Below are 24,512 nucleotides of genomic sequence, written 5' to 3'. Positions count from 1 at the left end.
TATACAGTTGGATTCATCAACCAGTGAAAGGACAGCCAATGTCGATCGGTAATGGAGCCGGACCGCGGATTACGGACAGCGTTGACGTGATTGTGGTGGGCGGCGGGAACGCCGGTTTTACGGCGGCGCACGCTGCAGCGGAGCGCGGGCGGCGCGTTGTACTGCTGGAAAAAGGCGAAAAGGACATGGCAGGCGGCAACAGCTTCTACACCGCCGGCGCCACCCGGATAGTGCATAACGGTCTGGATGATTTGCAGGGCCTGGTGGAACCGGATGAGCGGCACGGCCGCACAGTTGTTCCCCCCTACAGCGCTGAAGAATATGCAGCGGACCTGGAAAAGGTCACCGAGGGCCGGAACGACCCCGCACTGACGGAGGTCCTGATCGCGGAGAGCCAGTCGACCCTCCGGTGGCTCAACAGCCTGGGTCTGAAGTACCGCCTGATGTACGAGCGTCAGGCCTATGAGCGCGCCGACGGGTCCTACCATTTCTGGGGCGGCCTGCATGTGGGGAACGTGGGCGGCGGTGAGGGCCTGATCGAGGACCACACCAGGGCTGCCGCAGAGCTCGGCATCGATGTCCGCTACGGCCACGCGGCACAAAGCCTCGTCGTCGAAAACGGCCGCGTTGCCGGCGTCGTAGTCAAAACCGCCGAAGGCGAACTGCGCCTGACGGCAGAGTCCGTCATCCTCACCGCCGGCGGCTTCGAGTCCGACCCCCAGTGGCGCCAGGAGCACTTGGGCGAAGGCTGGGAAAACGCCAAGGTCCGCGGAACCCCGTACAACACCGGTGACATGATTGCCGCGGCCCTGGCGATCGGCGCGACCAAGGGCGGCGACTGGGGCACCTGCCACAGTGTCCAGTGGGATGCCTTCACGGCCACCAACGAGAGCAACCGCGAGCTCACCAACCGGCTGACCCGGCAAAGCTACCCGTTCGGCATCATCGTAAACACCGACGGCAAACGATTCCTGGACGAAGGCGCGGACTTCAGGAACTACACCTACGCCAAATACGGCAAGGAAATCCTCAAGCAGCCCGGATCAGTGGCCTACCAGATCTTCGACGCAACCCTGCGACCGATGCTGCGCAGCGAGGAATACGACATGCCCAGCATCTCCGTCGAGATCGCGGACACCATCGAGGACCTGGCCGCCAAAATCGGCCTGAACCCAGAGAGCCTGTCCAAGACCATCACGGACTTCAACAACTCGATCGACCGCTCCGTCCCGTTCGACCCCACCATCAAGGACGGCCGGAAGGCCACCACCCAACCGGTCAAAAGCAACTGGGCCGCCCCCATCGAAACCGGACCGTTCTACGCCTACGGCGTCACGTGCGGGATTACGTTCACGTTCGGTGGCATCAAGTCCGACACCCACGGCCGCGTCCTGGACGCAGACGGAAAGCACATCGACGGCCTCTTCGTGGCCGGCGAAATGCTCGGTGGACTCTTCAGCACCAACTACCCCGGCGGCACCGGACTTGCTGCAGGCTGCGTCTTCGGACGGCGCGCAGGCGTTCTGGCGTAAAGTTCCTTTCGAACAAGCACTCTGCGATGACCACTCCAACGCCTCAAGGACCAGCCACGTGACGGACACAGCAACTCCACGTATTGATGGAGAGAGCATCTTCCAGACCCTGCGCAGCGAAATCCTGTCCGGAGTCCATCAGCCTGGCACCGCCGTTCGGGAAACATCGCTTGCCACGCGTTTCGGCGTCTCCCGGACACCTGTCCGGGAGGCGCTCTCGCGCCTGCAGCAGGAACGGCTCCTCGAGCGCGTGGCCAGGGGCCTCCAGGTTCCCCAAGTGGACCCCCAGCAGGTCATCCAAATCTATGACATGCGGATTCTCCTCGAAGAGGAGGCCGCGCGCCAGGCAGCCCGTGCCAGGCAGTTCCCCGACCTGATGCGGCTTGAGGCGTTGCTGCAGCGGGACCGGGAACTTCAAGAACCGGATGACCACACCAGGATCACCACCAACCTGGAGTTCCACGCCGCCGTGTGGAACTGTGCCCACAACCCGGTCCTCCAGGACCTGCTGGATAGGTTGTCAACTCACCTCATCCACGCACCGCGTTCCACACTCTCCACCGCTAACCGCTGGGAGGCGGCACTGGACGAGCACGAGGCCCTGATACACGCCATCGAGCAGCAGGACGCCGATGAAGCGGGAAAGATCGCCCGGCAACACATGGAAACAGCCCGTACCCTGCGCCTGCAGCTTCTTCGAGAGACAGCACTGCAACACCCACTGACCGGTTCCCGCCGCTAAAGCAAGCCACCGACACCTGCACGCGCCGGGCCGTCAAGCCCGCGCGACGCGTCTCGTCGAACGTTTAGCCCGCCAGACAGCGCGCAGAATCCGCGTCATCAGGGCCAGAGACTCCACCGACCGCCGGATCCAATTCCGGCATGCGTGAACCCTAATCCTGCATGCCACCGCAACAGGCAACCCGAAAGACGGGGCGGGATAGAGCCAACGCGAAGGAGGCAGGGTGGCTGGAATGCCACCCTGCCACCTCCAACTCACATCCGCCGCAACCGGCTACCCAAGGACAAGAGCTTGACAACCTACCCACACGCGCCCGGGCCAAAGCAGGAAACACCCCAAAAACCGGAACCCATCAGCAACTGGTACAAACTCTCACGATACGACTACGTGGAAATCTACCGTCAGGGCGAGATCACCGCACAAGGAAATATAGACATGCTTGCCCTCGACGGCAGCGTTCTGTGGCTTCACCAGGACGAAGGAAAAGGCCGACTCATGTTCCTGCAAGATGAAGGCCTGCGAGTCTACAAACGGCCGCATGCCGGCCATACCGCCAAACCCCCAGCGAAGAATCGCGTCCGAAACGATCTCGCCACTCTCTATAACTGCCAAACCGAGCTGTGAAAAAACCGCCATCCCCATCGAACAGTCACACCTGCCGCAGTAAACCAGCCCTGCAAAGGAGAAGTGGCGTCCGGCCCCCGGTTCTCACAAATAGTTCTCGAAACAGGTCGATGTACCAAGGGGATACCAGAGGTCCGTCCCAGAATTTGGCTGATTCCGGCTGACACAGGCTGAATCCTGGGCTTCACGCAGCAACGAAAAAACCCCGCCGCTCCCGTGTAAACACTGGGAACTGCGGGGTTCTAGCTGGTGGCTCCGACCGGCGTCGATCCGGTGACCTTTCGATTTTCAGTCGAACGCTCTACCAACTGAGCTACAGAGCCTAGGTGACATGTCACCTTGATGGCCGGAATTTTTTCCGGCAATCAGAGCGACCCTGACGGGACTTGAACCCGCGACCTCCGCCGTGACAGGGCGGCGCGCTAACCAACTGCGCTACAGGGCCTTGCTTGTTTATTGCTTGTACTGCATGTTTTCTGCTGTCTGCGGTATCGCTACCGCAAATTTTCAAGGCCTTTAGCCTACCAGACTTTTCCATCCGGTTTGACCAGTTCCTTGCGTACCCCCAACGGGATTCGAACCCGTGCCGCCGCCGTGAAAGGGCGGTGTCCTAGGCCGCTAGACGATGGGGGCCAGGACGCCATCCGGTTGAACTTGTCGGGGCAAAAATTAAGGGCCGAAGCCTGTCGTTTTTGTCCTTTCGGGTTCCTCCGAACTGGACTATAAAACTATAAGGGCAGACCCCCTGATTATCCAAAATCGGTCCATCCGCCGGTGCAAGTTGGGCGCAAGGTGGGTGCAAGATGGACGGATGGATGCCGTTGATGCCCTCAATGAGATTGCGTTCTGGCTGGAACGCGAGCTCGCCCCCACCTTCAAGATTCAGGCGTTCCGAAAGGCAGCTGGGATTGTCGGCGCCTTGGAGCCGGACGAGGTCGCGGCGCGGGCACGCAGCGGCAGGCTGAAGAGCATGAAGGGGATCGGGGACAGAACCTTCGAAGTCATCAGGCAGGCGGTCGACGGCGGCGTACCCGACTACCTTGAGGGCCTGCGGCAACGCGGGCAGCAGCCGCTCGCGACCGGCGGCGCAGAACTGAGCTCCGCCCTCCGGGGCGACCTGCACAGCCACAGCGACTGGTCCGACGGCGGGTCCCCGATCGGACTCATGGCTGACGCCGCCCGGACGTTGGGCCGGGAGTACCTCGCCTTGACGGACCACTCCCCTAGCCTCAAGATCGCCAACGGCCTGAGCGCGGAACGCCTTCGGGAGCAGCTCGACGTTGTTGCGGACATCAACGGGGACGGCGGGGACTTCAGCCTTCTGGCCGGGATCGAGGTGGACATCCTGGAGGACGGCACCCTGGACCAGTCCCCGGACCTGCTGGACCAGCTGGACATCGTGGTGGCGAGCGTCCACTCAAAGCTCCGCTCCGACCGGCGCACCATGACCGAGAGGATGCTGGGCGCCATCAACGATCCGCACACGAACGTCCTCGGCCACTGCACCGGGCGGCTGTTGCAGGGATCGAGGGGAACCCGACCGCAGTCCGAATTCGACGCCGAGCGCGTATTCGCGGCCTGCGCCGAGAATAACGTGGCCGTCGAAATCAATTCCCGTCCCGAACGGCAGGATCCGCCGGACGAGCTGATCCGACTGGCCCTGGACGCCGGCTGCCTCTTCAGTATCGACAGTGACGCCCACGCGCCGGGCCAGCTGGATTTCCTGCAGTACGGCGCCGAGCGCGCGGCCTCGAACGGCGTGCCCGCCGAGCGGATCGTCACCACCTGGCCGCTGGATCGGCTGCTGGAGTGGTCCGGGCGCGGAAAGTAGCGGCCGCACCCATGCCTTAGGTCTCGCCCCAGCCCGGTACCGGCCGTGGGTTTGGCCCTAGCCCCGGCACTAGCCCCGGGACGGTTCCGGACCCTCGGGCCGCCACGGCGTGAGCCTGGGCAGCCAGCGCGGGACGTTACGGCGATACTCTTCGTAGGCCGCACCGAACTTCCGGGTCAGTACCGGCTCCTCGTACAGCCGGACGAAGGCCACAACCGGGACGGCGCCGATGCCCAGGGCCACGAAGAGCTTCGGCGCGCCTAGCAGGAGTCCCTGCCCGGCGACGGCCGCCGCGACGGAGACATACATCGGATTCCGCACGTATCGGTAGAGCCCACCAACCACCAGCTTCTTGGGAGGGGCAAATGGCGCGGGGGTCCCGATGCCCTCCACGGCGAAATGCACAAAAGAGTTCGCGATCACCGCCGCGCCCGCACCGATCAGCAGGGCGCCGGTGATCTGCGCAGGCACCCCGCCGGGGACCGGGGAGGCCACTTCCCAGCGGGTCAGAAGCCACGGCACCAGGCCGGCGGCCGTTGCGGGGGCAACCGCGAAGACGGCCGTACCGATGGCTGCGCGCTTCCTTTCGCCGGCCGACACTGGGGATGCTGTCATACCAGCAATCGTGACCCCGCCACATTGAGCGGACAAGGGCCTACCGACCCCAGACCTGAGGGCCGGCTCCGGACCGGCATGGGTTTTCCACTCCTTGCGCGGTGCTCAGGAACGGGAGGCAGACGCGGTGCTCAGGCGAGCAGCAGCACGGCAAGGGTGATCATCACGACGGCGATTCCGGCGTCGAGCACCCGCCAGGCCGCCCGGCGCCGGAAGAGCGACGTCAGGAAACGCGCCCCCGCGCCGAGGGCGGTGAACCAGGCAATGCTCCCCAGGCCGGCCCCGGCGGCGAACCACCAGCGCCCGGCTTCGCCTTGAGCGGCGGCGAGGGACCCGAGCAGCAACACCGTATCCAAATAGACGTGCGGGTTCAGCCACGTGAAGGCCAGGCAGGTGCCCAGCACGGCGGCCCGGCCACCGGCCGGCTTGTCGCCGGGATTCTCCAGTTGCGACCCCCGGACCGCGCGCCGGGCCGCGAGCGCCCCGTAGACGAGGAGGAACGCGGCCCCGACCCACCGGATCACCACGATGGCAGCGGGCGCCCGGTCCAGGAGGACACCGATGCCCGCGACGCCCAGCAGGATCAGCACGAGGTCCGAAACCGCGCAGACTGCCACCACCATGACGACGTGGGAGCGCTGGATGCCCTGGCGGAGGACAAATGCGTTCTGCGCGCCGATGGCAACGATGAGGGACAGTCCGGCGGAGAGGCCGGAAAACAGTGGAAGGATCACCATTCCACGGTAGGGGTCCGCCGAAGATGAAGCCAGTTAAAGATTCTGCTGATACATAAGATGGTCTAATGATGGAAATTTCCCCCGAGCAGGCCCGGACGCTGGCCGCAATCCTCACGTACGGGAGCTTCGACGCCGCCGCAGCCCATCTGTCCGTGACGCCTTCGGCCGTCAGCCAGCGTGTACGGGCCCTCGAGGCCGCCGTCGGCCGGCCCGTCCTGACCCGAGCGCGGCCGCCCGGGCTTACCGAGTCCGGCGAGGCCGTAGTGCGGTTCGCCCGGCAGCTGGAACTGCTCTCCGCGGACCTGGCCGAGGAACTGCAGCCTGAGCAGCCCCGCGCAGGAACGCGCCTGACGCTGGTGATCAACAGCGATTCCTTGCACACCTGGGCGTTGGCCGGCCTCGCGGCGGCCAGTGAAAACGTCCAGCTGGAGATCCTGCGCGAAGACCAGGAGCACTCGTTGGACCTGCTGCGCGCCGGCGCCGCCGCCGCCGCCATCACTGAGACAGCCAAGCCCGTGCCCGGCTGCTCGTCCAGCAAGCTGGGCATCATGCGCTATTTTCCGGTGTGCGCTCCGGACTTCACCCGCCGCTGGTTTGGGGCAGGGGTGAGCGCCGCGACGGTGGCCGCGGCTCCCGTTGTGGTCTTCGACCGCAGGGACGATCTGCAGGACCGCTGGCTGCGCCGGCTCAGCCACGCACCCCTTCAGCCGCCGCGCCACTACGTGCCGGCCGCCCAGGAGTTTGGCGATGCCATCCGCTGGGGCATGGGCTGGGGCATGATGCCCGAGATCGAAATTGGCGAAGATCTGGAGACCGGCAGGCTCGAGACGCTCTCCCCCCGCGCGCACGTGGACGTCGCCCTCTACTGGCAGCAGTGGCGGCGCGGCTCGGCGGCGCTGACCGACGTCGCGGACGCCGTCCGGGCGGCGGCGCGCGTGCTCCGCTGAGGCCGTCCGGCACCTTGGCGGCCGGCCGTCCGGCAGGTTGGCAGGATCTCGGCTAGACGTGACCGATTCCCGCCAGTCCTGACCGTGCTGTAGCGGCTAGATTGGCAGAATGGCTACAACCTCCGCATCCGGCCCCACTCCGTCCGCACGCCCCCACGAAGGGTCTGCGAACGTTGCCCCCGCACCCGCCCCGCAACCCGCACCAACCCGTCCCGGACAGCCGGCCACGATCAGCAGGCTCGGTATCGCCGCCGTCGTCGTCACCGTGGTCCTGTGGGCGTCGGCATTCGTGGGCATCCGGGCCGTGGGCCCGAGCTTCTCCCCCGGCTCCCTGACGCTCGGCCGCCTGGCGGTCGCCGCCGTCGTGCTGGGCCTGCTGGTGGTGCCGAAGCTCAGGGGGCTGCCCCGGGGCCGCGAATGGTGGCCCATCCTGGCCTACGGCGTCATGTGGTTCGGCGGCTACAACGTGGCCCTGAACGCCGCCGAGCACATGCTGGACGCCGGCACGGCAGCCCTGCTGATCAACGTCAACCCCATCCTGGTCGCCGTGATGGCCGGCGTGATACTGAAAGAGGGCTTCCCGCGCTGGCTGATCATCGGCAGCCTGATCGCGTTCGGAGGCGTGGCCGTGATAGCGCTGGGATCCGGCCAGCGGTCGACGGCGGACGTGGCCGGTGTGCTGCTGTGCCTGCTCGCGGCCGCACTGGCCGCCGTGAGCGTGATCGTCCAAAAGCCGGTGCTGCGCAAGTTCCCGGCCGCCCAGGCCACGTGGTTTGGCATCATGGTGGGCGCGCTCTGCTGCCTGCCCTTCAGCGGCCAGTTGATCACCGAGCTGCAGGCCGCTCCCCTGCCGGCCACGCTGGGCCTGGTCTATCTGGGCATCTTCCCCACTGCGATCGCGTTCACCACGTGGGCCTACGCGCTCTCCCTGATTGACGCGGGGCGCCTCGCCGCCACCACCTACCTGGTGCCGGGCACCACCATCCTGATCTCCTGGCTGGTCCTGGGCGAAATTCCTACCGTCTGGGGCCTGGTGGGCGGCGTGATCTGCCTGGTGGGTGTGGGGCTGACCCGGCGCCGGTCCCGCTAGAGTTTCCCTATGCCTTCATCCCTCCCGCCCGGCCTGCCGATCGTTCCGAACGGCGGGGACGGCAGTGACGGCGGTGGCGGCGAGTCTGACGGACCCTTCCCGATGTCCGAGGCCGATTTCGAGGCCGCGGTCAGTGACGCCCTGGACCGGATCCCGCCGGAGCTGGCGAAGACCATGAGCAACGTCGCGATCTTCATCGAGGACGACTACACCCCGCAGCCCGGGGAGGATTCGGACACCGTGCTGCTCGGGCTCTATGAAGGGGTTCCCCTGACCGAGCGGGACTCCTGGTGGGACGCCGGCTCGCTGCCGGACCGGATCACCATCTTCCGCCAGCCCATCCTGGACATCTGCGCCTCACGGGATGAGGTGATCGAGGAAGTCACCGTGACCGTGGTCCATGAAATCGCCCACCACTTCGGCATCAGCGACGCGCGCCTGCACGAGCTCGGCTGGGGATAGCCTTGTAGGCATGGGACACGACCACAGCCACTCGCACGGTGTAACCGCCACCGGGAAGCACCGGAAGCGCCTGGTCGCCGTCCTGGCCATCACGCTCGCCGTCGTGCTCGTGCAGACGATTGGCGCCGTGGTCTCCGGGTCCCTGGCCCTGCTCGCCGACGCCGGGCACATGCTCTCCGACGCCGCGGGCGTCTTCATCGCCCTGCTGGCCGCGTGGATCGCCGCCCGGCCCGCCAGCGATCTGCGCACCTACGGTTACCAACGCGCCGAGGTCCTGGCGGCGCTGGCAAACGCCCTGGTCCTGATCGTGATCTCGGTGGTCATCTTCACCGAGGCCATCCGCCGGCTCGGCGCCACCCCGGAGGTCCACACCGACATCATGCTCGCCGCGGCGGTCCTCGGCGCCGTCGCCAACCTGGTATCCCTGCTGATCCTGCGCGGCGCCCAGAAGGAAAGCCTGAACGTCCGCGGCGCCTACCTCGAGGTCCTGGGGGATCTGCTGGGGTCCTTTGCCGTCATTGCGGCGGCGGTGGTCATCATGGTCACCGGGTTCCAGGCGGCTGACACCATTGCCTCGATCCTCATCGCGCTCATGATCCTGCCCCGGGCCTGGCACCTGCTGCGCGACGTCGTGGACGTGCTCCTCGAGGCCACCCCCAAGGGTGTGGACGTGCAGATGATCCGCGAACACATCCTCGCCGTGGAAGGAGTCGTGTCCGTCCACGACATCCACATCTGGACCATCACCTCGGGCGTCCCCGTCTTCTCCGCCCACGTGGTGGTGGAGGACGCGGCGCTGGGTGCCCGGGGCGCCGACCGCGTCCTGGACAAACTCACTAGCTGCCTGGGCTCCCACTTCGACACCGAACACTGCACGTTCCAGCTCGAGCCCGCCACGCATTCGGAGCACGAGGCCCACCAGCACGCCTGACCCGGCACCGGCGCTCGGCAATGCCCTGCGGAGATCGGCCGCGTCTGGGATGGGTCAGCGTGTACGTCCCCCGAGGTGCGCACGCTGCGGGGGTGCAGCCCCTACCACCCCCCCAAACCTGTCGTAGGGGCTACACCTTTGATGCCACTCAATGCGCACGGTCAGGCCATAGTGGGCGCCTGGAGCATGTCACGCTCCAGAGTCTACTGAAAAAAATTCAGTAGTGAAAATTTCTCAGTTGAGCGGCGAAGCCTCTCTCCGATGCCGCCGCTGCAAAGGACAGCAGCCGCCGCCAGTACCGGTTGCCGTCAATGACGGCGCCGGCCCGGCAGACCACGGCCCGGCGCAGTGCCAGCTGTCCCGGCCCCTCTCAAGGCAACCGTAAACGACGACCACCCCACCTCAACAGGGGGTACTTAAGAGATCCAATCCCCTAATCCGAATATGGAGGGTGGCCTGGCTGTTGCTGGTGCACCCTGGCCTGCCCGTCGTGTTCCGGCGGGTGGGTCGGCGGGACCGTCACCTGAGGGGTCCGGTCCCGCCGACCCACCCGTGCCACGCTCCGGTTGACCACGGTCAGGGTGATGGCGGCCGCGGCAATGCCAGCGACGATGGCGATGAGCCCGCGCAGGCCGATGTTCATGTCAGCCCACAGCGCCAGCCCAATGCTGACGACCAGGATGGTGACGAACAGTGCCACCATCGACGCCGGTTCACCGGGCGGCTTTCTCCGAGAGGAACTGTCCGCATGACGCCGGTCTTTGATCTCTGCCATGGTTTTCCTTCGTTGTCGTGTGTGGTGCTGATACCGGCGGGTGAGCCGTGCTCAAGGGAAGGCGTTAAAGGTTCCGGCGGCGGAAGACGGTGAGCGCCAGTCCGCCGAGGACAAGGGCCCACACCGCAAGACCGAACTGGCCGATGAGCAGGCGACCCAGTCCCAGATCCTCGACTGTCGTCGCGCTGATGGCCCGCATGAACAGGGGCGTCGGTGTCACGTTCACCAAGGCGTCTACAGCCCCGGCCGCCTGCTCGGGGATCATGGCGCCCACAGCGAAGACCGCCAGGGGCAGGAGGACGTTGACGCCGATGAGCAGTAACACGGACCCGAAGGCCCGTCCCACGAGATGGGCCAGGGCCACGGCAACCAGCACCATGCTGGTGCTGCCGACGACGGTTGCCGCCACGCCCAGCAGCCCCGACCCGACAAAGTCGCCTCCAGAAAGGACAAGTCCGAGTCCCGCGAGGACGATCGTGACGAAGGCCGTGCTGACTGCCGTCAGGGCAGCCCAGGACAGGGCCCTGGCCATGAAGAGCCGTTCCCGTTTCGGTGTCAGTGACAGCGCCAGGCCCAGCTGCCCAGTGTGGTCCCGCCCAACCGCGAAGACGGCGGCCACAGAGAGGACCAGCGCACTGACAAACGCACCGGTTTCGACGGATGTGGTGGTGATGACCCTGGTGGGTTCCGAGGCCAGTGACTTCATGATGAGCATCGTCAGTATCCCGCTCGCCAGCGCCGCGGTGATCGCGACGATGACCGGGATGGGCACGCCGCCCTTCCGGAGGAGCCTGCGCGCCTCGGCCCGGGTCACGGCGCCAAACCTCTGTTCGGGTGCCATCGTGGTGCGGTCGTCGATCTGTGATTCGGTCATGGTCATTCCCTTCCCCCGGATGCGCTCCGGGCCAGGACCGCGAAGTAGGTGTCTTCGAGGCTTCGGGTCACCCGGGACAGCTGCGAGATCCCCGCACCGGACTCCAAGGCGACGGAGGCGAGCTCGGTCGGGTTCGTATGATGGACCAGTATTCCCCCCCGTTCGCGCGTGGCGCGGAAACCCCTTTGTGCCATGGCAACCAGCAGGTTCTCGGGGTCCGGGGACTCGAGGTAGTACCCCGTTTCGTCCGGATGGGACACGAAATCCCCGATGCTCCCCTGCCCGAGGATCCGGCCACCGCCAATCATAACGATGTCATCCGCCGTTTCTGCCAGTTCGGCCATATGGTGTGAGGACAGCAGGACCGTTGCACCCTGTGACGCCGCAGAACTCAAGAACGACCTGATCCAGGCAATCCCGTCCGGGTCAAGCCCGTTGATGGGTTCGTCCATGACCAGTACGTCCGGACGGCTCACGGTCGCCGTGGCGATGCCCAGCCTCTGACGCATGCCCAACGAGAAGGTGCGGACCCGGTGTTGGGCCACGCCTGCCAGTCCGACCGTCTCGAGGGTGTCTCTGCCCCACGAAACTGGCAGTCCCTGCGTACGGCAGACGTAGTCGATGATGCCGGCAGCGGTGGCCTGCTCCGGGAGCCATTCCGCCGATAAGAAAAGTCCCATGGTCTTCCCCGGAAGCAGGGCTTGCGAGAAGTCTTTTCCGTTGACGCTGACGGTGCCCGCGTCAGGACGCACCAGCCCGGCAATGATTTTCAGCACGGTGGACTTCCCTGCGCCGTTGGGTCCGACGAATCCGGTGACCCGCCCCGGTTCGGCGGTGAAGGAAACGTCCTGGAGCACCCTCTTGCTGCCAAAGCTTTTGCTCAGGTTCTCGACGTGGATCATGGATGAACAAACTCCTCGGTGGTGGGCTGCTTGACAGTGGGGTGCCTCCGGAGGGCGGCGATTTCCGGTGAGGTGTCTTCCACCAGGCGGCCCATCTGATCCGGGACCGCCCGGGCGAAGCTGAGCGCAGCCAACGTCTTGGGCCGACCCGCGAAGTAGTGGGCCCGCACGAGGGACACCCTAGCTGCTCGAGCCCCGGTGGCGGACACGGAGTGCAGGCTGGTGGCGGCCAGGACCACCTCATGGTCAACGAAGGAACGGCTGACCCAACCGACCCTGTTTCCCGCTACCGAGAACCGGGCCCTGGCAAGGCGGACCACCAGAGAGAGAACGCACCAGAGGGCCACTGTTGCCACCGCGGCCAGGACGAGGGCGCCACCTGTCACGCGGTGCAGAACCCAACCGAAACCGAGTGCGGGTACGCCGATCGCTGCGAAGAGCACCAACGATCCGGCGACGGATCCGCGGCCCGAGGACTTCAGAAGGGCCGGGCGCGGAAGCTCGGGCAGCGATGTGTCGAGGATCTGCGTCACCTGCCTTCGCGGCAACGACGGGAGGACCATGTTGGTTCCCATCTGTGCATCCGAGTCCGTCGTAAGGAGCGCGACCCGGACCCGGTCGAGAAGCATCTCGATGAGGTTGCGGCGTGCCGTGATCCCGCCGACGGCCGAGGACCTCACGTTACGTTGGTTGGTGGAGAGCCATCCGTATCTGATGGACAACCCAGCAGGATCACTGCTCACCGTGAATTCATGGTATTTCACCACCGCAGCGACCGATCCGCCGAGGAGGACCGCCCCGCACAGCGCCAAGCTTCCCGCCAAGGGATGCGAGCCGAAGACCTCCACGGCACCGTCCAAAATCGTCAGTTGGTCCGCCGTATCCAGCACCGCGAGAACGGCACCGGTCCCCAGGACCACCACATGGCCATAGATCAGGTTGGCGGCCGCGAGGTCCCTCCGCCTGGCCGTGTACAACACGGTCCGGCCCGTCGTATCCGACAACCCCGGAACCGTGCCGTGGAAGCCACTGGCCGCGCTGCCGGAGCGTGCAGACTGTGCCCCCGGAACCCCGTGGGCCCGTGCCAACCCCACGATGGCTTCAAGGTCTGCGTGGTCGATGCCGGGGACATCGATCTTCGCATCGTCTTTGCCGCCGGAGCGCAGGGAGACGACCCCCAGCCCGAACCGGCGGAAGGCCCAGGGTGAGTCGATGTCCACGACCAAGACGTCACGCCAAGCGGTCGTGCTCGTGGTTCTGAATAACAGCCCGCGGGTGAGGGAGAAGTCATCCTTAGAGATCGCGTACCTCAGCGTCGCCCAGGCGTAGACGGGGTGGACCAACCGGAGGATGAGCAGGCCGCCGATCAGGTAGACGGCCGCCGGCCCGGGCCACAGCCCGGGCCTGTCCCAGTACAGGAATCCGCCGATCAACAGGCTGACCACGCTCGGGGCTCCACGGAGGGACATCGCCGCCATGGCCTTGGCGGGCAGCCGCTGCGGGGCGTCAGTGCCCACCGGTGGACGCCTCTATATAGGTGGACAACGCCTGCCGACGGATCTCTACGGCCACACCACGTTCCACGGGCCCCAGCGGTTCAACGTGGTTGAGGGTGGTGAACCTGACTTTAGCGAGGCCCAATCGCCGCAACAGCGGCCCTTCGATGATGGAGACATTCAGGATCTGGGCGGTGGACAGGACCGTGTCCTTGGACAGGAGGTAACCCCGTTTGATCCGCACCGCATCGGCGCCCACGTGGTATGACGTGTGGCGCATCGTAAGGCGGCTGACAATCGGCACATCGACGATCAGACCGGAGATGATGAGGATCGCCATGACAACGAGGGTTGGCAGCCTCCAGCCGTCGGGGACGAGCCAGAGTGCCAGACCGCACGCAAGGGCTCCCGTCATCAGCACCTCGACGGTGGAGCGGATCATGAGGTAGTGCAAGGCCACCGGCGGCAGCGTCAGCGCATAGGCATGCGTACGCGCGGCCCGGCCCGACGCCGACCATTTGCCCCGGCCGTCAGCCTGTGTGCTGGCCACTGAGCCCCCTTCTGTATGTTCTGCTAACGACATGTACTCGGTATTCCCGGAGCACTGGTGTGGCCGGGGGCCGTGGGCCCCGGCCACACCAGTGCCAGACTCATGTCAGCCGATCCCGAGGATCTGCATGATCCACTGGGCGATCGTACCGAAGGTCACGCCCCGCTCAAGCCACCGCTGGACCGTCCCCCAGTTGTTTCTGGCCCACCGGGCGATCGAATTCACGACCCCGACTCCCCAACGCCAGAATTGCTGCAGGACCCACCAAACAAACCTCAATACGGCACCCATTTATAGTCCCCCTCTGAAAGCGAATGATGATGTTTCGGGAATCCCCCAATACGCTGTCAACATTATTTTTCAGATGGATCACTAAACAGTATTCTATTATCCTTTAGATATATACTTTTGGATAAATGACGAGGGAATTTGACTACCGGGTGGCAGCCGGTTCGAGCCCCTCGGACCCGAGCACATTCCCGACCTGCGGCCCGACGCGGAGCACGCCGGCCTCGAGGGCGGCGACGAGCACCTGCAGCCGATCCTGGACGCACCACTTCACCATGATGCGTGAGAGGTGGCCCTTGATGGCCGCCTCCGAGACACCGAGTTCCCTCGCGATGTCTCGATTGGACCGGCCCTGACCCAGGCACTCAACAACCTCGCGTTCCCGGCTCGTCAGTGCGGGCAGATCGGTGCGGGACAGCACCTGTTCGGCGGGACGCGTTCTCCGCACCACCTCCAACAAACCGATGAGAGCGGATCGGGACAAGAAGACGTGGCCCGCCGTAACGTCGGATACCGCACCCTGGATCTCGCGAACCGAAGCATCGCTCGTGAGAATTCCGCGGGCACCTGCATCCATGACGTCCCGGATCCTCTCGGATGCGCCGGCGTCGATGAAGACGATGAGATGGGCCTGTGGATAGAAGCTCAGTACGGGAAGGAGGTCGGGGGCCGCATGGCCGCGGTGCAACCGCGCATCAACGACGACAAGGTCGGCCTGATGCGCCCGGCAATCGGCAGCGAGCTCGAGTGGCGACGTTGCTCGACTGAACAAGGCTCGCGTCTGCGAATTGAAACGAAAGATTGCATTGAGAACTGAATGCAACTGAGCCTCCGAGACACCGACAACCACCGATAATTCCTGCACCGCGACATCATCCCCCTCCCCTTTGCCCCGTTCCCGGGACAAGATAATTCCAGCACAGCTTATGGCGACTCTTCGGATAGAATTTCGTCCTGCGGTACCCAGAGAACCAGTCCTGGATAAGACGTTCTATCAGGTAGATAAACCGCGGTTTCAACGCATGAACGTTGAAACCCCGACCAGGTCCACCACGCCCCTCTGCTCTACGACGCCGGGGACCAGGCCGTTCAGCGCATCGCCGATCCGATTCAGGTCCCGCGCTCCACGATCTACGACCACCTCGACAAACAAGCGCCGGACGGTGCCCCGCCGCCGGCACACGGGCCCGGCGTAACAGCGGCGCCGACCAGGACCCTTGCTACCTGGCCCCACCGGCCAAAGCGCGACGTTCCCGAGCATTGGTTCTCAAGCCCCCATGCGGGCGCCTGGAGCACCCCATGCTTCAGAGTCTACTGAAAAAAATTCAGTAGTGAAAATTTTTCAGTTGGACGGACTTTTTTTCTCGGGCCTGGGCGGAAGGTTTCGGAGAGCTTCAGTCACCGCGCGAAGAGCGTCCACGTTCACTTCTCCCAGGACCCTCGCGGCGAAGTGCTCTACCTCGGCAATGCGGTAAGCCTCTATCAGGCGGAGTTCAGCCTCGACGCGTTCCGGGATCGGACCGCTGCGCTGAAGCAGGTAGTTCTCGTCAACGTCAAAGAAGTACGCCAGTGCCTTCAGTAGCTCCGGATCCCAGCGGTTATCAGGAGAGCCGGCCAGTAACCGGTGCCACCGCGTCCTTGTGAGCGTGAGCCCTTGTTCCGCGAGACCCTGTCGAACGTCTTCATACGTGAAACTGTCGGCGTCCTTGGCATGCACGATGTCGAGAAGAAGCTGGATTTTTGAGGCTAGAACCTCTTTGTCACTGCGGGAATCTATAGGGTTGTCGTTCGAATTCACGCGTGATCCTGCTCCCGGCCAACAAAGGCGGCCACATCCCGAGGGCAGCGCTTTCCCAGTTGTAGCGAAGTCACAGCCCTCCTTTTTAATCCGTCATGGTTGCACCGTTTGCCAGGCCTGGTGGCTTCGTGGGATGCCACGCGAAGAATCAGCCGACAATGAGAGTATATGAGGCTCCGAAAGCGACTACGCCAGTTATGAACCCGGTAATGACCTGTGGAGCTGAGTGGTCCCGGAGATAGACCCTGGACCAGCAGACAAGAGGGGCCGCCACAACGAACGGAAGCCCCAGCCAGCCGAACATCAGTACAGCTGACACGGTCGCGCCGCCCAATGTCATTGCATGGCCCGATATCTTCCAAATCGGGCTGACCAGAATGAGCGCCACAATCCCGCAGAGAATCCCGCCAACTAGCCCCCAGACTGGCTGGGGTGCGCCCATGATCGAGAGGATTGCGCAGCCAAGCAGCGACGAGCCCAAGGTCCAGAGCATGACCGGGCGGCGTTGTTTCTTGTCCCCAACATGGTGGTCCGTCAACTGGCCCCTCTTGGCAAGCAGCAGTACGACGGAAAACGGCACCAGGCAGATGAAGAGGGCAGCGATAATGCCCGACCAGATGGAGACCATCCACTGGTCACTCAGCAGAGAAGCCAAAATCAGCAGGAGGGACAACACCAGCGGCGGCTGCGCAATCTCGGTTGCGGACCGAGCCACACGCCCAATGGCCGTGGAGGACCTCTCTGATGTGGTTAGGGTCGTGGTTTCTGCTGTCACTGACGTGCCTTTACCGGCAGCACAGATTCCAGAGAACCGACGCCGCCATCAAATCGGGCTTGGACTGCGTCTAGGACACGGTCGGCAAGCATGGGTGTGGATCGCCCCGAGAGAGCGACCTTGTGATCGCTGGAGCGAATAACGTACTGGTACAGGCGGACGGAAGGGTGCTTCGCATAGAAGCCGGTCACAATGGCCGCCAGCCACGCCGCACGGGAGAGTCCCCAATATGCTCTGCCCAGCATGGCCGTAAGAAAGACCAAGGCGGCCCGGTCCCAAAGCTGCAGGCGGCGCCACACCTTAACCACTGGCGGGATGCCAAGCCCGAGAGAAGTCAGCAGAACCCCGCCGTAGAACAGCGGATTGAACAGGACGTACAGAACGTGGTGGAGAGACGAACCGCCCACATCGGTGTGCAAGGCGGTCATGTAGGCGATCTCTTCGACCGACGCGAGTGCGACCAGAGCCATGCCGGATGCAACAACCCGGGAACTCACGCGGACGGGCAGGCTTTCCTGGGGCCGGAGGCAAATTCGAAGAACAGAAACGGCCAACAGCGCCAAAATGCCCATGTAGACGCTGGCGTAGATGAAGACCGGCAACTGCTGGACGTTTTCCGGCACGTAGCTCTGAGTCGTCGGAACGAAGCGCTGGAACAGGAACGGAACGGTAATCGCAGCTGCTCCGAGGCCGGCAGCAAGCGGGCGGTGACTAAGGCGCGACCGGTAGCCCTCATCCGGAGAGTAGGCAGCGAAGATTCCCTCCCGTACCAGCCAGACGGCGCTTGTGACACACAAATTGCGAACAAGGTGCAGGAAGTTGACGCCGCCAACGGCCGCATCGATGGTTTCTTCGGGTACGACGACACCTGTAAGAAAGAGGCCGAGGACACCGATTCCGATCGCACCAACAAAGGCCGTTGAAGCGCCCCAGCGAGCGACAAAATATAGGCGAAAGGCAAATACTGTTGCCAGGATCCAGAACGCAGCGGCGGTCATAGGCCAAACACTCGTTCGGCCTTCGTGGCCTCCTTCACGGGCGTGGCATGCAGAACCCGGGCCAGGCCAAAGGCCAAATTTTCGGCGGCAGCCTCCGCCTCGTCCAGGGGAACGTCCACAGCACGGCACATCCAGCTGACGCCGTTCCGCTTGCCAATACCGGAGAAGAAAGACCCCGCGATAAGTCCGTCGAGAGGCTTCCCCTTATGGCCCAAGAGGATGTGGCTAAGTTCATGTAGCACGACGTGGACACTCCAGGCCTTGGCACCCCGCAGGTAGCGGACGATGCCATGGCTGGGGGTATCGATCCACTGACCGGTGACACCTTCTCCAAGGCTGTCCACTGTGCCTTCCTCGAAGACCAGACGTTTGCCGTACTTTTCTTCGACCGCAGTCACTAGATCGCCCAGATCAGGGTACGCGGGAAGGTTCAAGGTATCGATGACGTCAGCGGTCAGTGTGGACTGTTCCATGTCCCTGCGGCTCCGAAAATCCACTGAATAAATTTCAGTAATCTGGTATGACGCCTGACGGCGCCTTGGCAAGGAGCCACCCTACCAAGCTTCCGAAAACGCCAACTGTCACACACATTAAGGAATCCCAAATGAGTCGGAGCATCTTCATGCCGCGCGCCTTCCCACCTAATAGAACCTGATTCATTTCATGTTGTGCGGGAATTATCTTCGAGACGATCGACTTCGACCACATCACTGGCCAGGGAGACTTTGCCTATTGAGGCCAGTCAGAGACTGAAGGCCCGCTGTCGCGGCCTTCAAAAAGGCCAGTGTTGTTTATGTTATTCATGTGACTTGTGTTGCCAAAGTGACCATTGACCCGTAGCCTCATGCCTGCTGGGTGATCCGCAGAGGGGCTTTCATGTGTCAAATTCCGACCTCGCTCATTCCAGCCTGAGACCTCGAGGGTTGCCCATGAGCTGGACCGGATCCGGTCACAAGACTGCTGTGCTCTGCGCCGTCGTCGTCCTTCTTGGAACGCTCGCGCTCCCGGCACAGGCCGCACCGCTGACTTCCGCGCCGGTCTCCAAGCCGCTGGCGGCCACCGTCCGGGTTCCGGCGTCGCCGGAGATCCCCTCACCTGAAGAGATCTCAGCCGCCAAGTCCAGTGAAAGCGCGACGGCGGCGGAGGTCACCAGGATCGATGGGCTTCTGGCCGACGCGTCAGCCGGCCAGGAAGCCAGCCTGGCCGCGTCCCTGCAAGCAAACAACGCGTACGGCGAGGCCCTCGTGGAGCTGGCCACGCGCCGTGACGCGGCGGCTGTGGCGGCCGCCAGGGCTGCCGCCGCCGAAGCGGAACAGGCCAAGTCCCGTAAGCAGATCGGCCAACTGGCCGGGGATCTGTACCGTAACGGCGGCCTGAATCCTGCCCTCAGCAGCTTTGTCAGCGGCACCGGACAGGCCCTCGAGGATGCAGCCACGCTGGAGGCTGTAACCGCCGGACGCGCGCGGGCGTTCGAGTCCGCGGAAACCGCTGCTGCTGCCGCGCAGTCGCTGACCGAAGCCGCAGCGGACGCCAACCGTGCCGCCGACGAGGCCGCCGCGGCCGCGGAAGACCGCAAGGTCGACGCCGATCGCGCCACCGCGGCCCAGCGCCAGGTGGTGGCCGACGCCAAGGAGCAGCGCAGCGCGCTCGTGGACCAGCTGGCAAGCCTGAGAAACACTACGGCGGCGCTGGAATCGGCCCGGGTGGACGCCCTCGACCGCCAGCGCCAGCAGGACCGGCTCGCAGCACTGACCGCGGCGGCCGGTCCCGCGCCGCAGCCTGGCACCGGGTCACAGCCGGGCACGGGTTCGCAGCCTGCCCCGGCATCACCGGGACGGGACGACTCGGCCGCGCAGCAGCCGGCAGCTCCGGCTCCGGCCGAAGGGCCGGCGGCTCCCGTTCCGGCACCGGCTCCAGCACCTGCTCCTGCTCCAGCACCTGCTCCAGCACCTGCACCTGCGCCCGCCCCCGATCCGGCGCCTGCCCCTGATCCCGCGCCGATTCACGTTCCGGTTCCCGCACCTGTTCCGGTGCCGGCGCCCGTTCCTGCGCCGATTTCCGGCGGGTCAAACCAGACCGCCATTTCAGTTGCGCTCGGCAAGACCGGATCGCCGTTCTTCTACCAGTACGGCGGAACCGGGACCTATGGGTTTGACTGCTCGGGCCTGGTGCAGAGCGCGTTCGCCGCGGCCGGCAAGTACCTGCCCCGCACTGCCTCCCAGCAGTTCGCCCAAGCCCCCGTCCATGTCCCGCTCTCCCAGGCGCGCCCCGGCGATTTGCTTGTCTGGGGTTCGTCCCCGGGCTTCTACCACGTGGCCATTTACATAGGCGGTGGCCGCGTGGTCCAGGCACTCAACCCGGACGCCGGCATCACTGTGACCGATGTTGCCGCCATGTCCGGGATGCAGCTGTACGGCTACGCGGCCCGATACTGAGGCCCGGTTCCTGGGTCCGGTTACGCAGCGGCACGTCGGTCGACTACGAGAGCACGTCCTTGGTGATGAACCTGCCGTAGGCCAGCGCGCCGAAGACGGCGATGTAGCCGCCCTGCAGAAGGGCGTTGACGGCAAAGGAGTCCCAGGACACCGGCTGGCGGAGCAGGTCGCCAAAGTCCAGCCAGTAGTGGCTGAACAGCCAGGGATGCAGCCACTCAAGCTGCGGCAGCGCGTCCAGGACCTGGGCGACGACCGAGAGCACCACGGTGGCCGCCATGGCCCCCACCGGCACGTCCGTCAGGGTCGAGATGAACAGGCCGATCGCCGACAGCCCCAGCAGTGAAACGGCCAGGTAGGCTGCGATCAGCAGGAGCCGGACCACTGCCTCGCCGGGACCGATCGTGTCGCCGGACAGCAGCGTCACCGGTCCCACTGGGAAGAGCGCCGCGCCGATTCCGGCCCCGGTCAGGGCCACCACGAGCGGGGCAACGACCACGAACAGAGCCGTCCCGGCATATTTGACGATCAAGAGACGGACCCGCCCGGCCGGGGCCACGAGCAGGTAGCGCAGGGTTCCCTGCCCGGCCTCGCCGGCGATCGTGTCGCCGGCGACGACGCCGACGGTAAGCGGCAGGAACAGGGGAACGGACACCACCAGGGCCGTGACGCCCACGAACAGGCCGTTCTGGGCGATCCGGTCCAGGAAGGCGGGCCCGCGGCCCGGCGGTACAGCCGAGGAGACCCGCACCGCCACGGCGATCAGGATCGGGATGGCCGCCAGCGCGCACAACATGGCCCACGTCCTGCGGCGGCGGAACAGCACGCCGAGCTCGGACGCCAGCAGTCCGCCGGTCAGGGATCCGCGCCGGACCGGCGGACGGCCTGCCCCGGCGTCGCCGCCCGCGCCGCCGGCCGCTCCACTGCGGCCGCCGGCCGGGGCGACTGACGGACCGGCTGATGGATCGCCCAAAGATGAGCTGTTACTGGACAACGTCGAACCCCTCCCCCGTCAATGCCACAAAGCGGTCCTCAAGGCTGGCCTGTTCGGTCGCGAAGCCGCGGACCCGGACCCCCGCCGCCACGAGGGCAGCCACTACAGCTTCCGGTTCCACGGCCAGAGCCGAACTTGCATCTTCCCGGGCCGCCGCGCCTGGCGGAGCCGCAGGCAGCGAAGCGAACAGGGCTGCGTCCGTCCCGGAGCCAGCGGCACCCGAACCAGCGCCTCCGGAAGTGCGGCCGTCGGTACTCAGGGCGGCCGTCAGGCCCAGGCCGGTCAGCACCTGCGCCGCCGCGCCCGGATCCGGGGTCAGCACGCGGATCCTTGCCTGGCCCGCCCCGCGCAGTTCCGCCAGGGTTCCCTGCGCCACAAGCCGGCCCGCGCTCATGATGGCAGCATGCGTGCAAATCTGCTCGACCTCGGCCAGCAGGTGGCTGGAGACGAACACCGTAGCGCCGTCCGCCGCGAGGGAGCGCACCAGGCTCCGCACTTCACGGGTGCCCTGCGGATCCAGTCCATTGGTGGGCTCGTCCAGCACCAGGAGCTCGCGCGGAGCCAACAGGGCGTTGGCGATCCCCAGCCGCTGCTTCATACCGAGCGAATAGGCCCGGACCAGCTTGTCCGCGGCGTGCGTCAAACCCACCCGTTCCAGGGCTGACTGGACACGGGCGCGCCGCGTCGCCGCCGAACCGTAGGGGTCCGCGGCGTCCATGCGGCGCAGATTGGCAGCGCCGGAGAGGAACGGGTAGAACGCCGGCCCCTCGACCAGCGCCCCGACCCGGGGAAGCACGTCAGCAAGTTTCCGGGGCATGTCCTCGCCCAGGACGCGCATGGTGCCGCCGGTGGCCGTGGCCAGGCCGAGCAGGAGCCTGATGGTGGTGGTCTTCCCCGAGCCGTTCGGGCCCAGGAATCCGAAGACTGCGCCTTTCGGCACGGCCAGATCGACGCCGTTGACGGCCAACTGCTGGCCGAACCGTTTGGTCAGCCCCCTGGTCTCGATGCTCAGCTCGGCCCCCGGCCCGCCGGTGCTCACGCGGCCGTCACCGGACGGCCGCCGGATACCGCGCCCGTAATCACTTCTGCAAGACAGCGGCCTGGAGCCGCTCCAGGGGCACGGAGCCGACGAAGACCTGTCCGTCGTCGAGCACCAGCACGTTCACCAATGCAGTGGACAAGAGCCTGCCGCCCTGGACCGGAACAGTGGCCTGTTCAAGGAGTGCCGCCGCGTCCGGCGTCGAACCGGCGGTTCCCGCCGGGAACTCAGCGACCGATTCCCAGCCGGAGCCGGTAACAACCGGCTTGTGGGTGCTGTCCTTGGCTGCCGGCGGCGTAGCGTTCGCGGACTCCTTGCCCTCCTGATGCTCCGGGACCTGGATCTCCTTGACGGTGGCGCCCGGCGGCGGGCTGAACGTGAAGACCGACGCGTCGGGGGCACCGAGGGTCAGACTCGTGTAGGCGACGCGGAAGGCGGGTTCTGACTGCCCCCGGGCCTTGACCTCGACGCCCAGCGGCAGACCCGTCTGGCCGTCAACGGCAACCGCGATGGATGAGACCAAGGTGGCGTCAGACCTTGGCGTGAGCACCAGGTTGTAGGCCTCCCGTCCGGCTACCTGGACGTCGGCGCCGACGGACACGTCCGTGCTCGGGTCGACCTTGGCCAGGAACATCGCGGCGAGCTGGTCGGGCGTGGCCGTGACGTCTTTACCGGATCCGTAGTGGTCGGCGGTGCCGGCCGGGAGCTGGAGGTGGGAGGCCGTGTTGTCCTTGGAGTTGTAGAACCAAACCTCGTTGCCGTGGCGGACGGCGTTGCGCTCGGCCAGCCGGTCCAGCACCTGGATGCGGGCGTTGTCCGGGCCGTCGCGATAAACCCGCGCGGTGTGCGGACCTGTCAGCAGTTCGAGCCAGGCCGTGCCTGACGAGTCCGAGCCGGCTCCGGTCTTGGGGAGCTCGGGAAGACCAAGCTCGGAGGACTGTTCCAGGGTTCCGGAGAGGGCAGGCTCGCGGTGCTGGGCGATCAACTGCAGCACCTGCTCCGGCGTCCTGGGCGGCAGGGGATCCCCCGCCCTCGCGGGCAGGGATCCGGCCAACGCGCCGGCGGCAATGACGGCAGGAACGGCGACGGCGGGCAGCCAGCGCAGCCACTTGCGGGTCATCGTGACCGCGCCCCGGCAAGAGATGATCCAAATATCCGCGTCTGAGGAATGCGCGCTTCAGTGCAGCTCATAGGTCAACAGTACGCCTGGCCCCGGCGGCCTGGTTGCCTCACTTCAGCACATTGATGGTCAGTTCCACGGAGCCAAGCAGGAGTGCGAGCACGGAGGTGCCAAGGCCCGCCACGAGCAGCAGCCCGGGGTGGGCGAGGCCCACCACCACGCGCTTCAGCCGCGGCCTGTCCCGCAGGAACTTCTTGGGCACAGTGCCAGGCTCCGGTGTTTGCTTCCAACCCCGGAGCCGGCGCAGGAACCAGGCGCAGCGGATGATGAAGGCCAGCCACAGCACGGAGACCACCAACGGGATCCCGGCCAGCAGGAGGTTGAAGCCCACCGCGGTGACCTCGCGTTCGGACTCGCCAACGAGCGTCTGAACGGTTGTTGAAATCGATGCGCTCATGACCACGGACACCCCCCACACGAGGAAGGCGGCGATCAGGGCAAGGAAGCGGACAAAGAAGTGGTCCAGCACCGAGTCCCGGCGCGGCTTCAGGTAGCGGCGCGGGGTGGCGTGCAGCAGGGCAAGGCTCGCCAGGAGCGTCGGCAGCGCGGCCATGCCGACCAGCACATACCAGGACCAGCCGGCCAGATCCAGGAATTCATCGGCCACGATCAGCACTGCCCAGAACCCGGCCCACGCCCAGCCGGCCGTGAGCGGACGCTCCACGAGCCACGCCGGCAGCCACGCGTCCGGGTCCGCGGACCCGGGGGCGCCGGACCCGGGGGTTTCGGAGCGGGGGTTATCGGGCGACCGGGTATCAGGTACCGGGGTGCCCGCGGCGGGTATTCCGGTGGTCCCGGGGTCCTCGCCCTCGGAACCGCGCACTTCGCTCATGGCCCCACTGTAGCGAGCCGGGGGCCCGCGCAGACGTGCGGGCCCCGCCGCCGTTGCGGCCCGGCGCT

At 65.6% G+C, this 24,512-nt stretch carries 26 protein-coding genes and 3 tRNA genes; 9 read left to right on the top strand and 20 right to left on the bottom strand.

Annotated elements, in window-relative coordinates; translation table 11 throughout:
• Positions 1-38: 38 nt before the first annotated feature.
• The 3 genes from tcuA (at position 39) to AC1D2F_RS02315 (ending at position 2,898) form a co-directional block, all read left to right on the top strand.
• The gene (tcuA, locus tag AC1D2F_RS02325) at positions 39-1,532 is read left to right on the top strand and encodes an FAD-dependent tricarballylate dehydrogenase TcuA (RefSeq protein ID WP_476966078.1); all 1,494 of its coding nucleotides are present in this window, start codon (positions 39-41) and stop codon (positions 1,530-1,532) included.
• Positions 1,533-1,590: 58 nt separating this feature from the next.
• Complete coding sequence (locus tag AC1D2F_RS02320) at positions 1,591-2,274, top strand: GntR family transcriptional regulator (RefSeq protein ID WP_229993456.1); 684 nt, start codon at positions 1,591-1,593, stop codon at positions 2,272-2,274.
• Between the two features lie 291 nt (positions 2,275-2,565).
• Positions 2,566-2,898 (top strand): hypothetical protein, encoded by a 333-nt coding sequence (locus AC1D2F_RS02315; RefSeq protein ID WP_476966077.1) that lies wholly within the window; start codon positions 2,566-2,568, stop codon positions 2,896-2,898.
• A gap of 247 nt (positions 2,899-3,145) precedes the next feature.
• On the opposite strand, the gene AC1D2F_RS02310 is transcribed toward AC1D2F_RS02315, so the two are convergent.
• The 3 genes from AC1D2F_RS02310 to AC1D2F_RS02300 all read right to left on the bottom strand — a co-directional run bounded on the left by AC1D2F_RS02310 (position 3,146) and on the right by AC1D2F_RS02300 (position 3,531).
• Positions 3,146-3,221: transfer RNA gene (locus AC1D2F_RS02310), tRNA-Phe, on the bottom strand.
• A gap of 48 nt (positions 3,222-3,269) precedes the next feature.
• Positions 3,270-3,343, bottom strand: a tRNA-Asp gene (locus AC1D2F_RS02305).
• Positions 3,344-3,458: 115 nt separating this feature from the next.
• Positions 3,459-3,531: transfer RNA gene (locus AC1D2F_RS02300), tRNA-Glu, on the bottom strand.
• Positions 3,532-3,709: 178 nt separating this feature from the next.
• Here AC1D2F_RS02300 and AC1D2F_RS02295 point away from each other — a divergent pair.
• Positions 3,710-4,729 carry a PHP domain-containing protein gene (locus AC1D2F_RS02295; RefSeq protein WP_364746985.1) on the top strand — a complete coding sequence of 340 codons (1,020 nt, stop codon included), beginning with the start codon at positions 3,710-3,712 and terminating at the stop codon, positions 4,727-4,729.
• 69 nt (positions 4,730-4,798) lie between these two features.
• Here the strand turns inward: AC1D2F_RS02295 and AC1D2F_RS02290 are convergent, their stop codons facing one another.
• Positions 4,799-5,344 carry a methyltransferase family protein gene (locus AC1D2F_RS02290; protein WP_229993453.1) on the bottom strand — a complete coding sequence of 182 codons (546 nt, stop codon included), beginning with the start codon at positions 5,342-5,344 and terminating at the stop codon, positions 4,799-4,801.
• A 131-nt stretch (positions 5,345-5,475) separates the two neighbouring features.
• Positions 5,476-6,081, bottom strand: a complete 606-nt coding sequence (locus tag AC1D2F_RS02285) for a LysE/ArgO family amino acid transporter (protein ID WP_229993452.1) — start codon at positions 6,079-6,081, stop codon at positions 5,476-5,478.
• A gap of 65 nt (positions 6,082-6,146) precedes the next feature.
• Between AC1D2F_RS02285 and AC1D2F_RS02280 the strand changes: the two genes are divergently transcribed.
• The 4 genes from AC1D2F_RS02280 (at position 6,147) to AC1D2F_RS02265 (ending at position 9,511) form a co-directional block, all read left to right on the top strand.
• Positions 6,147-7,028 carry an ArgP/LysG family DNA-binding transcriptional regulator gene (locus tag AC1D2F_RS02280; RefSeq protein WP_229993451.1) on the top strand — a complete coding sequence of 294 codons (882 nt, stop codon included), beginning with the start codon at positions 6,147-6,149 and terminating at the stop codon, positions 7,026-7,028.
• Between the two features lie 109 nt (positions 7,029-7,137).
• Positions 7,138-8,118: a DMT family transporter gene (locus AC1D2F_RS02275; protein ID WP_476966076.1), complete on the top strand. Its 981-nt coding sequence runs from the start codon at positions 7,138-7,140 to the stop codon at positions 8,116-8,118.
• Positions 8,119-8,127: 9 nt separating this feature from the next.
• Complete coding sequence (locus AC1D2F_RS02270) at positions 8,128-8,580, top strand: metallopeptidase family protein (RefSeq protein ID WP_364746977.1); 453 nt, start codon at positions 8,128-8,130, stop codon at positions 8,578-8,580.
• A 10-nt stretch (positions 8,581-8,590) separates the two neighbouring features.
• On the top strand, positions 8,591-9,511 hold the full coding sequence (locus AC1D2F_RS02265; RefSeq protein ID WP_229994755.1) for a cation diffusion facilitator family transporter: 921 nt from the start codon (positions 8,591-8,593) through the stop codon (positions 9,509-9,511).
• Between the two features lie 433 nt (positions 9,512-9,944).
• Here AC1D2F_RS02265 and AC1D2F_RS02260 read toward each other — a convergent pair whose 3' ends face one another.
• From AC1D2F_RS02260 to AC1D2F_RS02210, 11 genes are all read right to left on the bottom strand, one after another.
• Entirely contained in the window at positions 9,945-10,286 is a 342-nt protein-coding gene (locus tag AC1D2F_RS02260; protein WP_364746975.1) for a hypothetical protein, read from the bottom strand.
• Between the two features lie 64 nt (positions 10,287-10,350).
• The gene (locus AC1D2F_RS02255) at positions 10,351-11,160 is read right to left on the bottom strand and encodes a hypothetical protein (protein ID WP_364746973.1); all 810 of its coding nucleotides are present in this window, start codon (positions 11,158-11,160) and stop codon (positions 10,351-10,353) included.
• Between the two features lie 2 nt (positions 11,161-11,162).
• On the bottom strand, positions 11,163-12,062 hold the full coding sequence (locus AC1D2F_RS02250) for an ABC transporter ATP-binding protein (protein ID WP_476966075.1): 900 nt from the start codon (positions 12,060-12,062) through the stop codon (positions 11,163-11,165).
• Complete coding sequence (locus tag AC1D2F_RS02245) at positions 12,059-13,579, bottom strand: PH domain-containing protein (protein WP_364746969.1); 1,521 nt, start codon at positions 13,577-13,579, stop codon at positions 12,059-12,061. Before AC1D2F_RS02245 ends, AC1D2F_RS02250 begins: the two co-directional genes overlap by 4 nt.
• Positions 13,569-14,108: a PH domain-containing protein gene (locus tag AC1D2F_RS02240; RefSeq protein ID WP_229994750.1), complete on the bottom strand. Its 540-nt coding sequence runs from the start codon at positions 14,106-14,108 to the stop codon at positions 13,569-13,571. The genes AC1D2F_RS02245 and AC1D2F_RS02240 overlap by 11 nt, the downstream gene beginning before the upstream one ends.
• Positions 14,109-14,213: 105 nt before the next feature.
• A complete protein-coding gene (locus AC1D2F_RS02235) occupies positions 14,214-14,333 on the bottom strand; it encodes an aureocin A53 family class IId bacteriocin (protein ID WP_229994749.1) in 120 nt (39 codons plus the stop codon).
• A 208-nt stretch (positions 14,334-14,541) separates the two neighbouring features.
• Positions 14,542-15,168, bottom strand: coding sequence for a response regulator transcription factor (locus AC1D2F_RS02230; RefSeq protein WP_229994748.1), 627 nt, complete (start codon positions 15,166-15,168; stop codon positions 14,542-14,544).
• Positions 15,169-15,738: 570 nt separating this feature from the next.
• A complete protein-coding gene (locus AC1D2F_RS02225) occupies positions 15,739-16,194 on the bottom strand; it encodes a hypothetical protein (RefSeq protein ID WP_229994747.1) in 456 nt (151 codons plus the stop codon).
• 148 nt (positions 16,195-16,342) lie between these two features.
• On the bottom strand, positions 16,343-16,969 hold the full coding sequence (locus AC1D2F_RS02220) for a phosphatase PAP2 family protein (protein ID WP_229994746.1): 627 nt from the start codon (positions 16,967-16,969) through the stop codon (positions 16,343-16,345).
• Positions 16,966-17,967, bottom strand: a complete 1,002-nt coding sequence (locus AC1D2F_RS02215; protein WP_476966074.1) for a hypothetical protein — start codon at positions 17,965-17,967, stop codon at positions 16,966-16,968. The genes AC1D2F_RS02220 and AC1D2F_RS02215 overlap by 4 nt, the downstream gene beginning before the upstream one ends.
• On the bottom strand, positions 17,964-18,440 hold the full coding sequence (locus AC1D2F_RS02210; RefSeq protein ID WP_229994744.1) for a hypothetical protein: 477 nt from the start codon (positions 18,438-18,440) through the stop codon (positions 17,964-17,966). The genes AC1D2F_RS02215 and AC1D2F_RS02210 overlap by 4 nt, the downstream gene beginning before the upstream one ends.
• Before the next feature lie 456 nt (positions 18,441-18,896).
• On the opposite strand from AC1D2F_RS02210, the gene AC1D2F_RS02205 reads away from it, so the two are divergent.
• Positions 18,897-20,402 (top strand): C40 family peptidase, encoded by a 1,506-nt coding sequence (locus AC1D2F_RS02205; RefSeq protein ID WP_476966073.1) that lies wholly within the window; start codon positions 18,897-18,899, stop codon positions 20,400-20,402.
• 43 nt (positions 20,403-20,445) lie between these two features.
• On the opposite strand, the gene AC1D2F_RS02200 is transcribed toward AC1D2F_RS02205, so the two are convergent.
• The 4 genes from AC1D2F_RS02200 to AC1D2F_RS02185 form a co-directional block, all read right to left on the bottom strand.
• On the bottom strand, positions 20,446-21,195 hold the full coding sequence (locus tag AC1D2F_RS02200) for an ABC transporter permease (protein ID WP_229994758.1): 750 nt from the start codon (positions 21,193-21,195) through the stop codon (positions 20,446-20,448).
• A gap of 187 nt (positions 21,196-21,382) precedes the next feature.
• Positions 21,383-22,432, bottom strand: a complete 1,050-nt coding sequence (locus tag AC1D2F_RS02195) for an ABC transporter ATP-binding protein (RefSeq protein WP_229994742.1) — start codon at positions 22,430-22,432, stop codon at positions 21,383-21,385.
• A 40-nt stretch (positions 22,433-22,472) separates the two neighbouring features.
• Entirely contained in the window at positions 22,473-23,552 is a 1,080-nt protein-coding gene (locus AC1D2F_RS02190; RefSeq protein ID WP_229994741.1) for a LolA family protein, read from the bottom strand.
• 109 nt (positions 23,553-23,661) lie between these two features.
• Positions 23,662-24,444 (bottom strand): hypothetical protein, encoded by a 783-nt coding sequence (locus tag AC1D2F_RS02185; RefSeq protein ID WP_229994740.1) that lies wholly within the window; start codon positions 24,442-24,444, stop codon positions 23,662-23,664.
• Positions 24,445-24,512: the final 68 nt, after the last annotated feature.

Source organism: Arthrobacter sp. P1_B3 (assembly GCF_056406615.1).
This window is presented reverse-complemented; position numbering and strand designations above follow the sequence as displayed.

Coding starts and splice junctions, on each gene's coding strand:
- tcuA (WP_476966078.1), top strand. CDS start 39: ATGTCGATCGGTAATGGAGCCGGACCGCGGATTACGGACAGCGTTGAC.
- AC1D2F_RS02295 (WP_364746985.1), top strand. CDS start 3,710: ATGGATGCCGTTGATGCCCTCAATGAGATTGCGTTCTGGCTGGAACGC.
- AC1D2F_RS02290 (WP_229993453.1), bottom strand. CDS start 5,344: ATGACAGCATCCCCAGTGTCGGCCGGCGAAAGGAAGCGCGCAGCCATC.
- AC1D2F_RS02285 (WP_229993452.1), bottom strand. CDS start 6,081: ATGGTGATCCTTCCACTGTTTTCCGGCCTCTCCGCCGGACTGTCCCTC.
- AC1D2F_RS02280 (WP_229993451.1), top strand. CDS start 6,147: ATGATGGAAATTTCCCCCGAGCAGGCCCGGACGCTGGCCGCAATCCTC.
- AC1D2F_RS02275 (WP_476966076.1), top strand. CDS start 7,138: ATGGCTACAACCTCCGCATCCGGCCCCACTCCGTCCGCACGCCCCCAC.
- AC1D2F_RS02270 (WP_364746977.1), top strand. CDS start 8,128: ATGCCTTCATCCCTCCCGCCCGGCCTGCCGATCGTTCCGAACGGCGGG.
- AC1D2F_RS02265 (WP_229994755.1), top strand. CDS start 8,591: ATGGGACACGACCACAGCCACTCGCACGGTGTAACCGCCACCGGGAAG.
- AC1D2F_RS02260 (WP_364746975.1), bottom strand. CDS start 10,286: ATGGCAGAGATCAAAGACCGGCGTCATGCGGACAGTTCCTCTCGGAGA.
- AC1D2F_RS02255 (WP_364746973.1), bottom strand. CDS start 11,160: ATGACCGAATCACAGATCGACGACCGCACCACGATGGCACCCGAACAG.
- AC1D2F_RS02250 (WP_476966075.1), bottom strand. CDS start 12,062: ATGATCCACGTCGAGAACCTGAGCAAAAGCTTTGGCAGCAAGAGGGTG.
- AC1D2F_RS02215 (WP_476966074.1), bottom strand. CDS start 17,967: ATGACCGCCGCTGCGTTCTGGATCCTGGCAACAGTATTTGCCTTTCGC.
- AC1D2F_RS02210 (WP_229994744.1), bottom strand. CDS start 18,440: ATGGAACAGTCCACACTGACCGCTGACGTCATCGATACCTTGAACCTT.
- AC1D2F_RS02205 (WP_476966073.1), top strand. CDS start 18,897: ATGAGCTGGACCGGATCCGGTCACAAGACTGCTGTGCTCTGCGCCGTC.
- AC1D2F_RS02200 (WP_229994758.1), bottom strand. CDS start 21,195: ATGTTGTGCGCGCTGGCGGCCATCCCGATCCTGATCGCCGTGGCGGTG.
- AC1D2F_RS02190 (WP_229994741.1), bottom strand. CDS start 23,552: ATGACCCGCAAGTGGCTGCGCTGGCTGCCCGCCGTCGCCGTTCCTGCC.
- AC1D2F_RS02185 (WP_229994740.1), bottom strand. CDS start 24,444: ATGAGCGAAGTGCGCGGTTCCGAGGGCGAGGACCCCGGGACCACCGGA.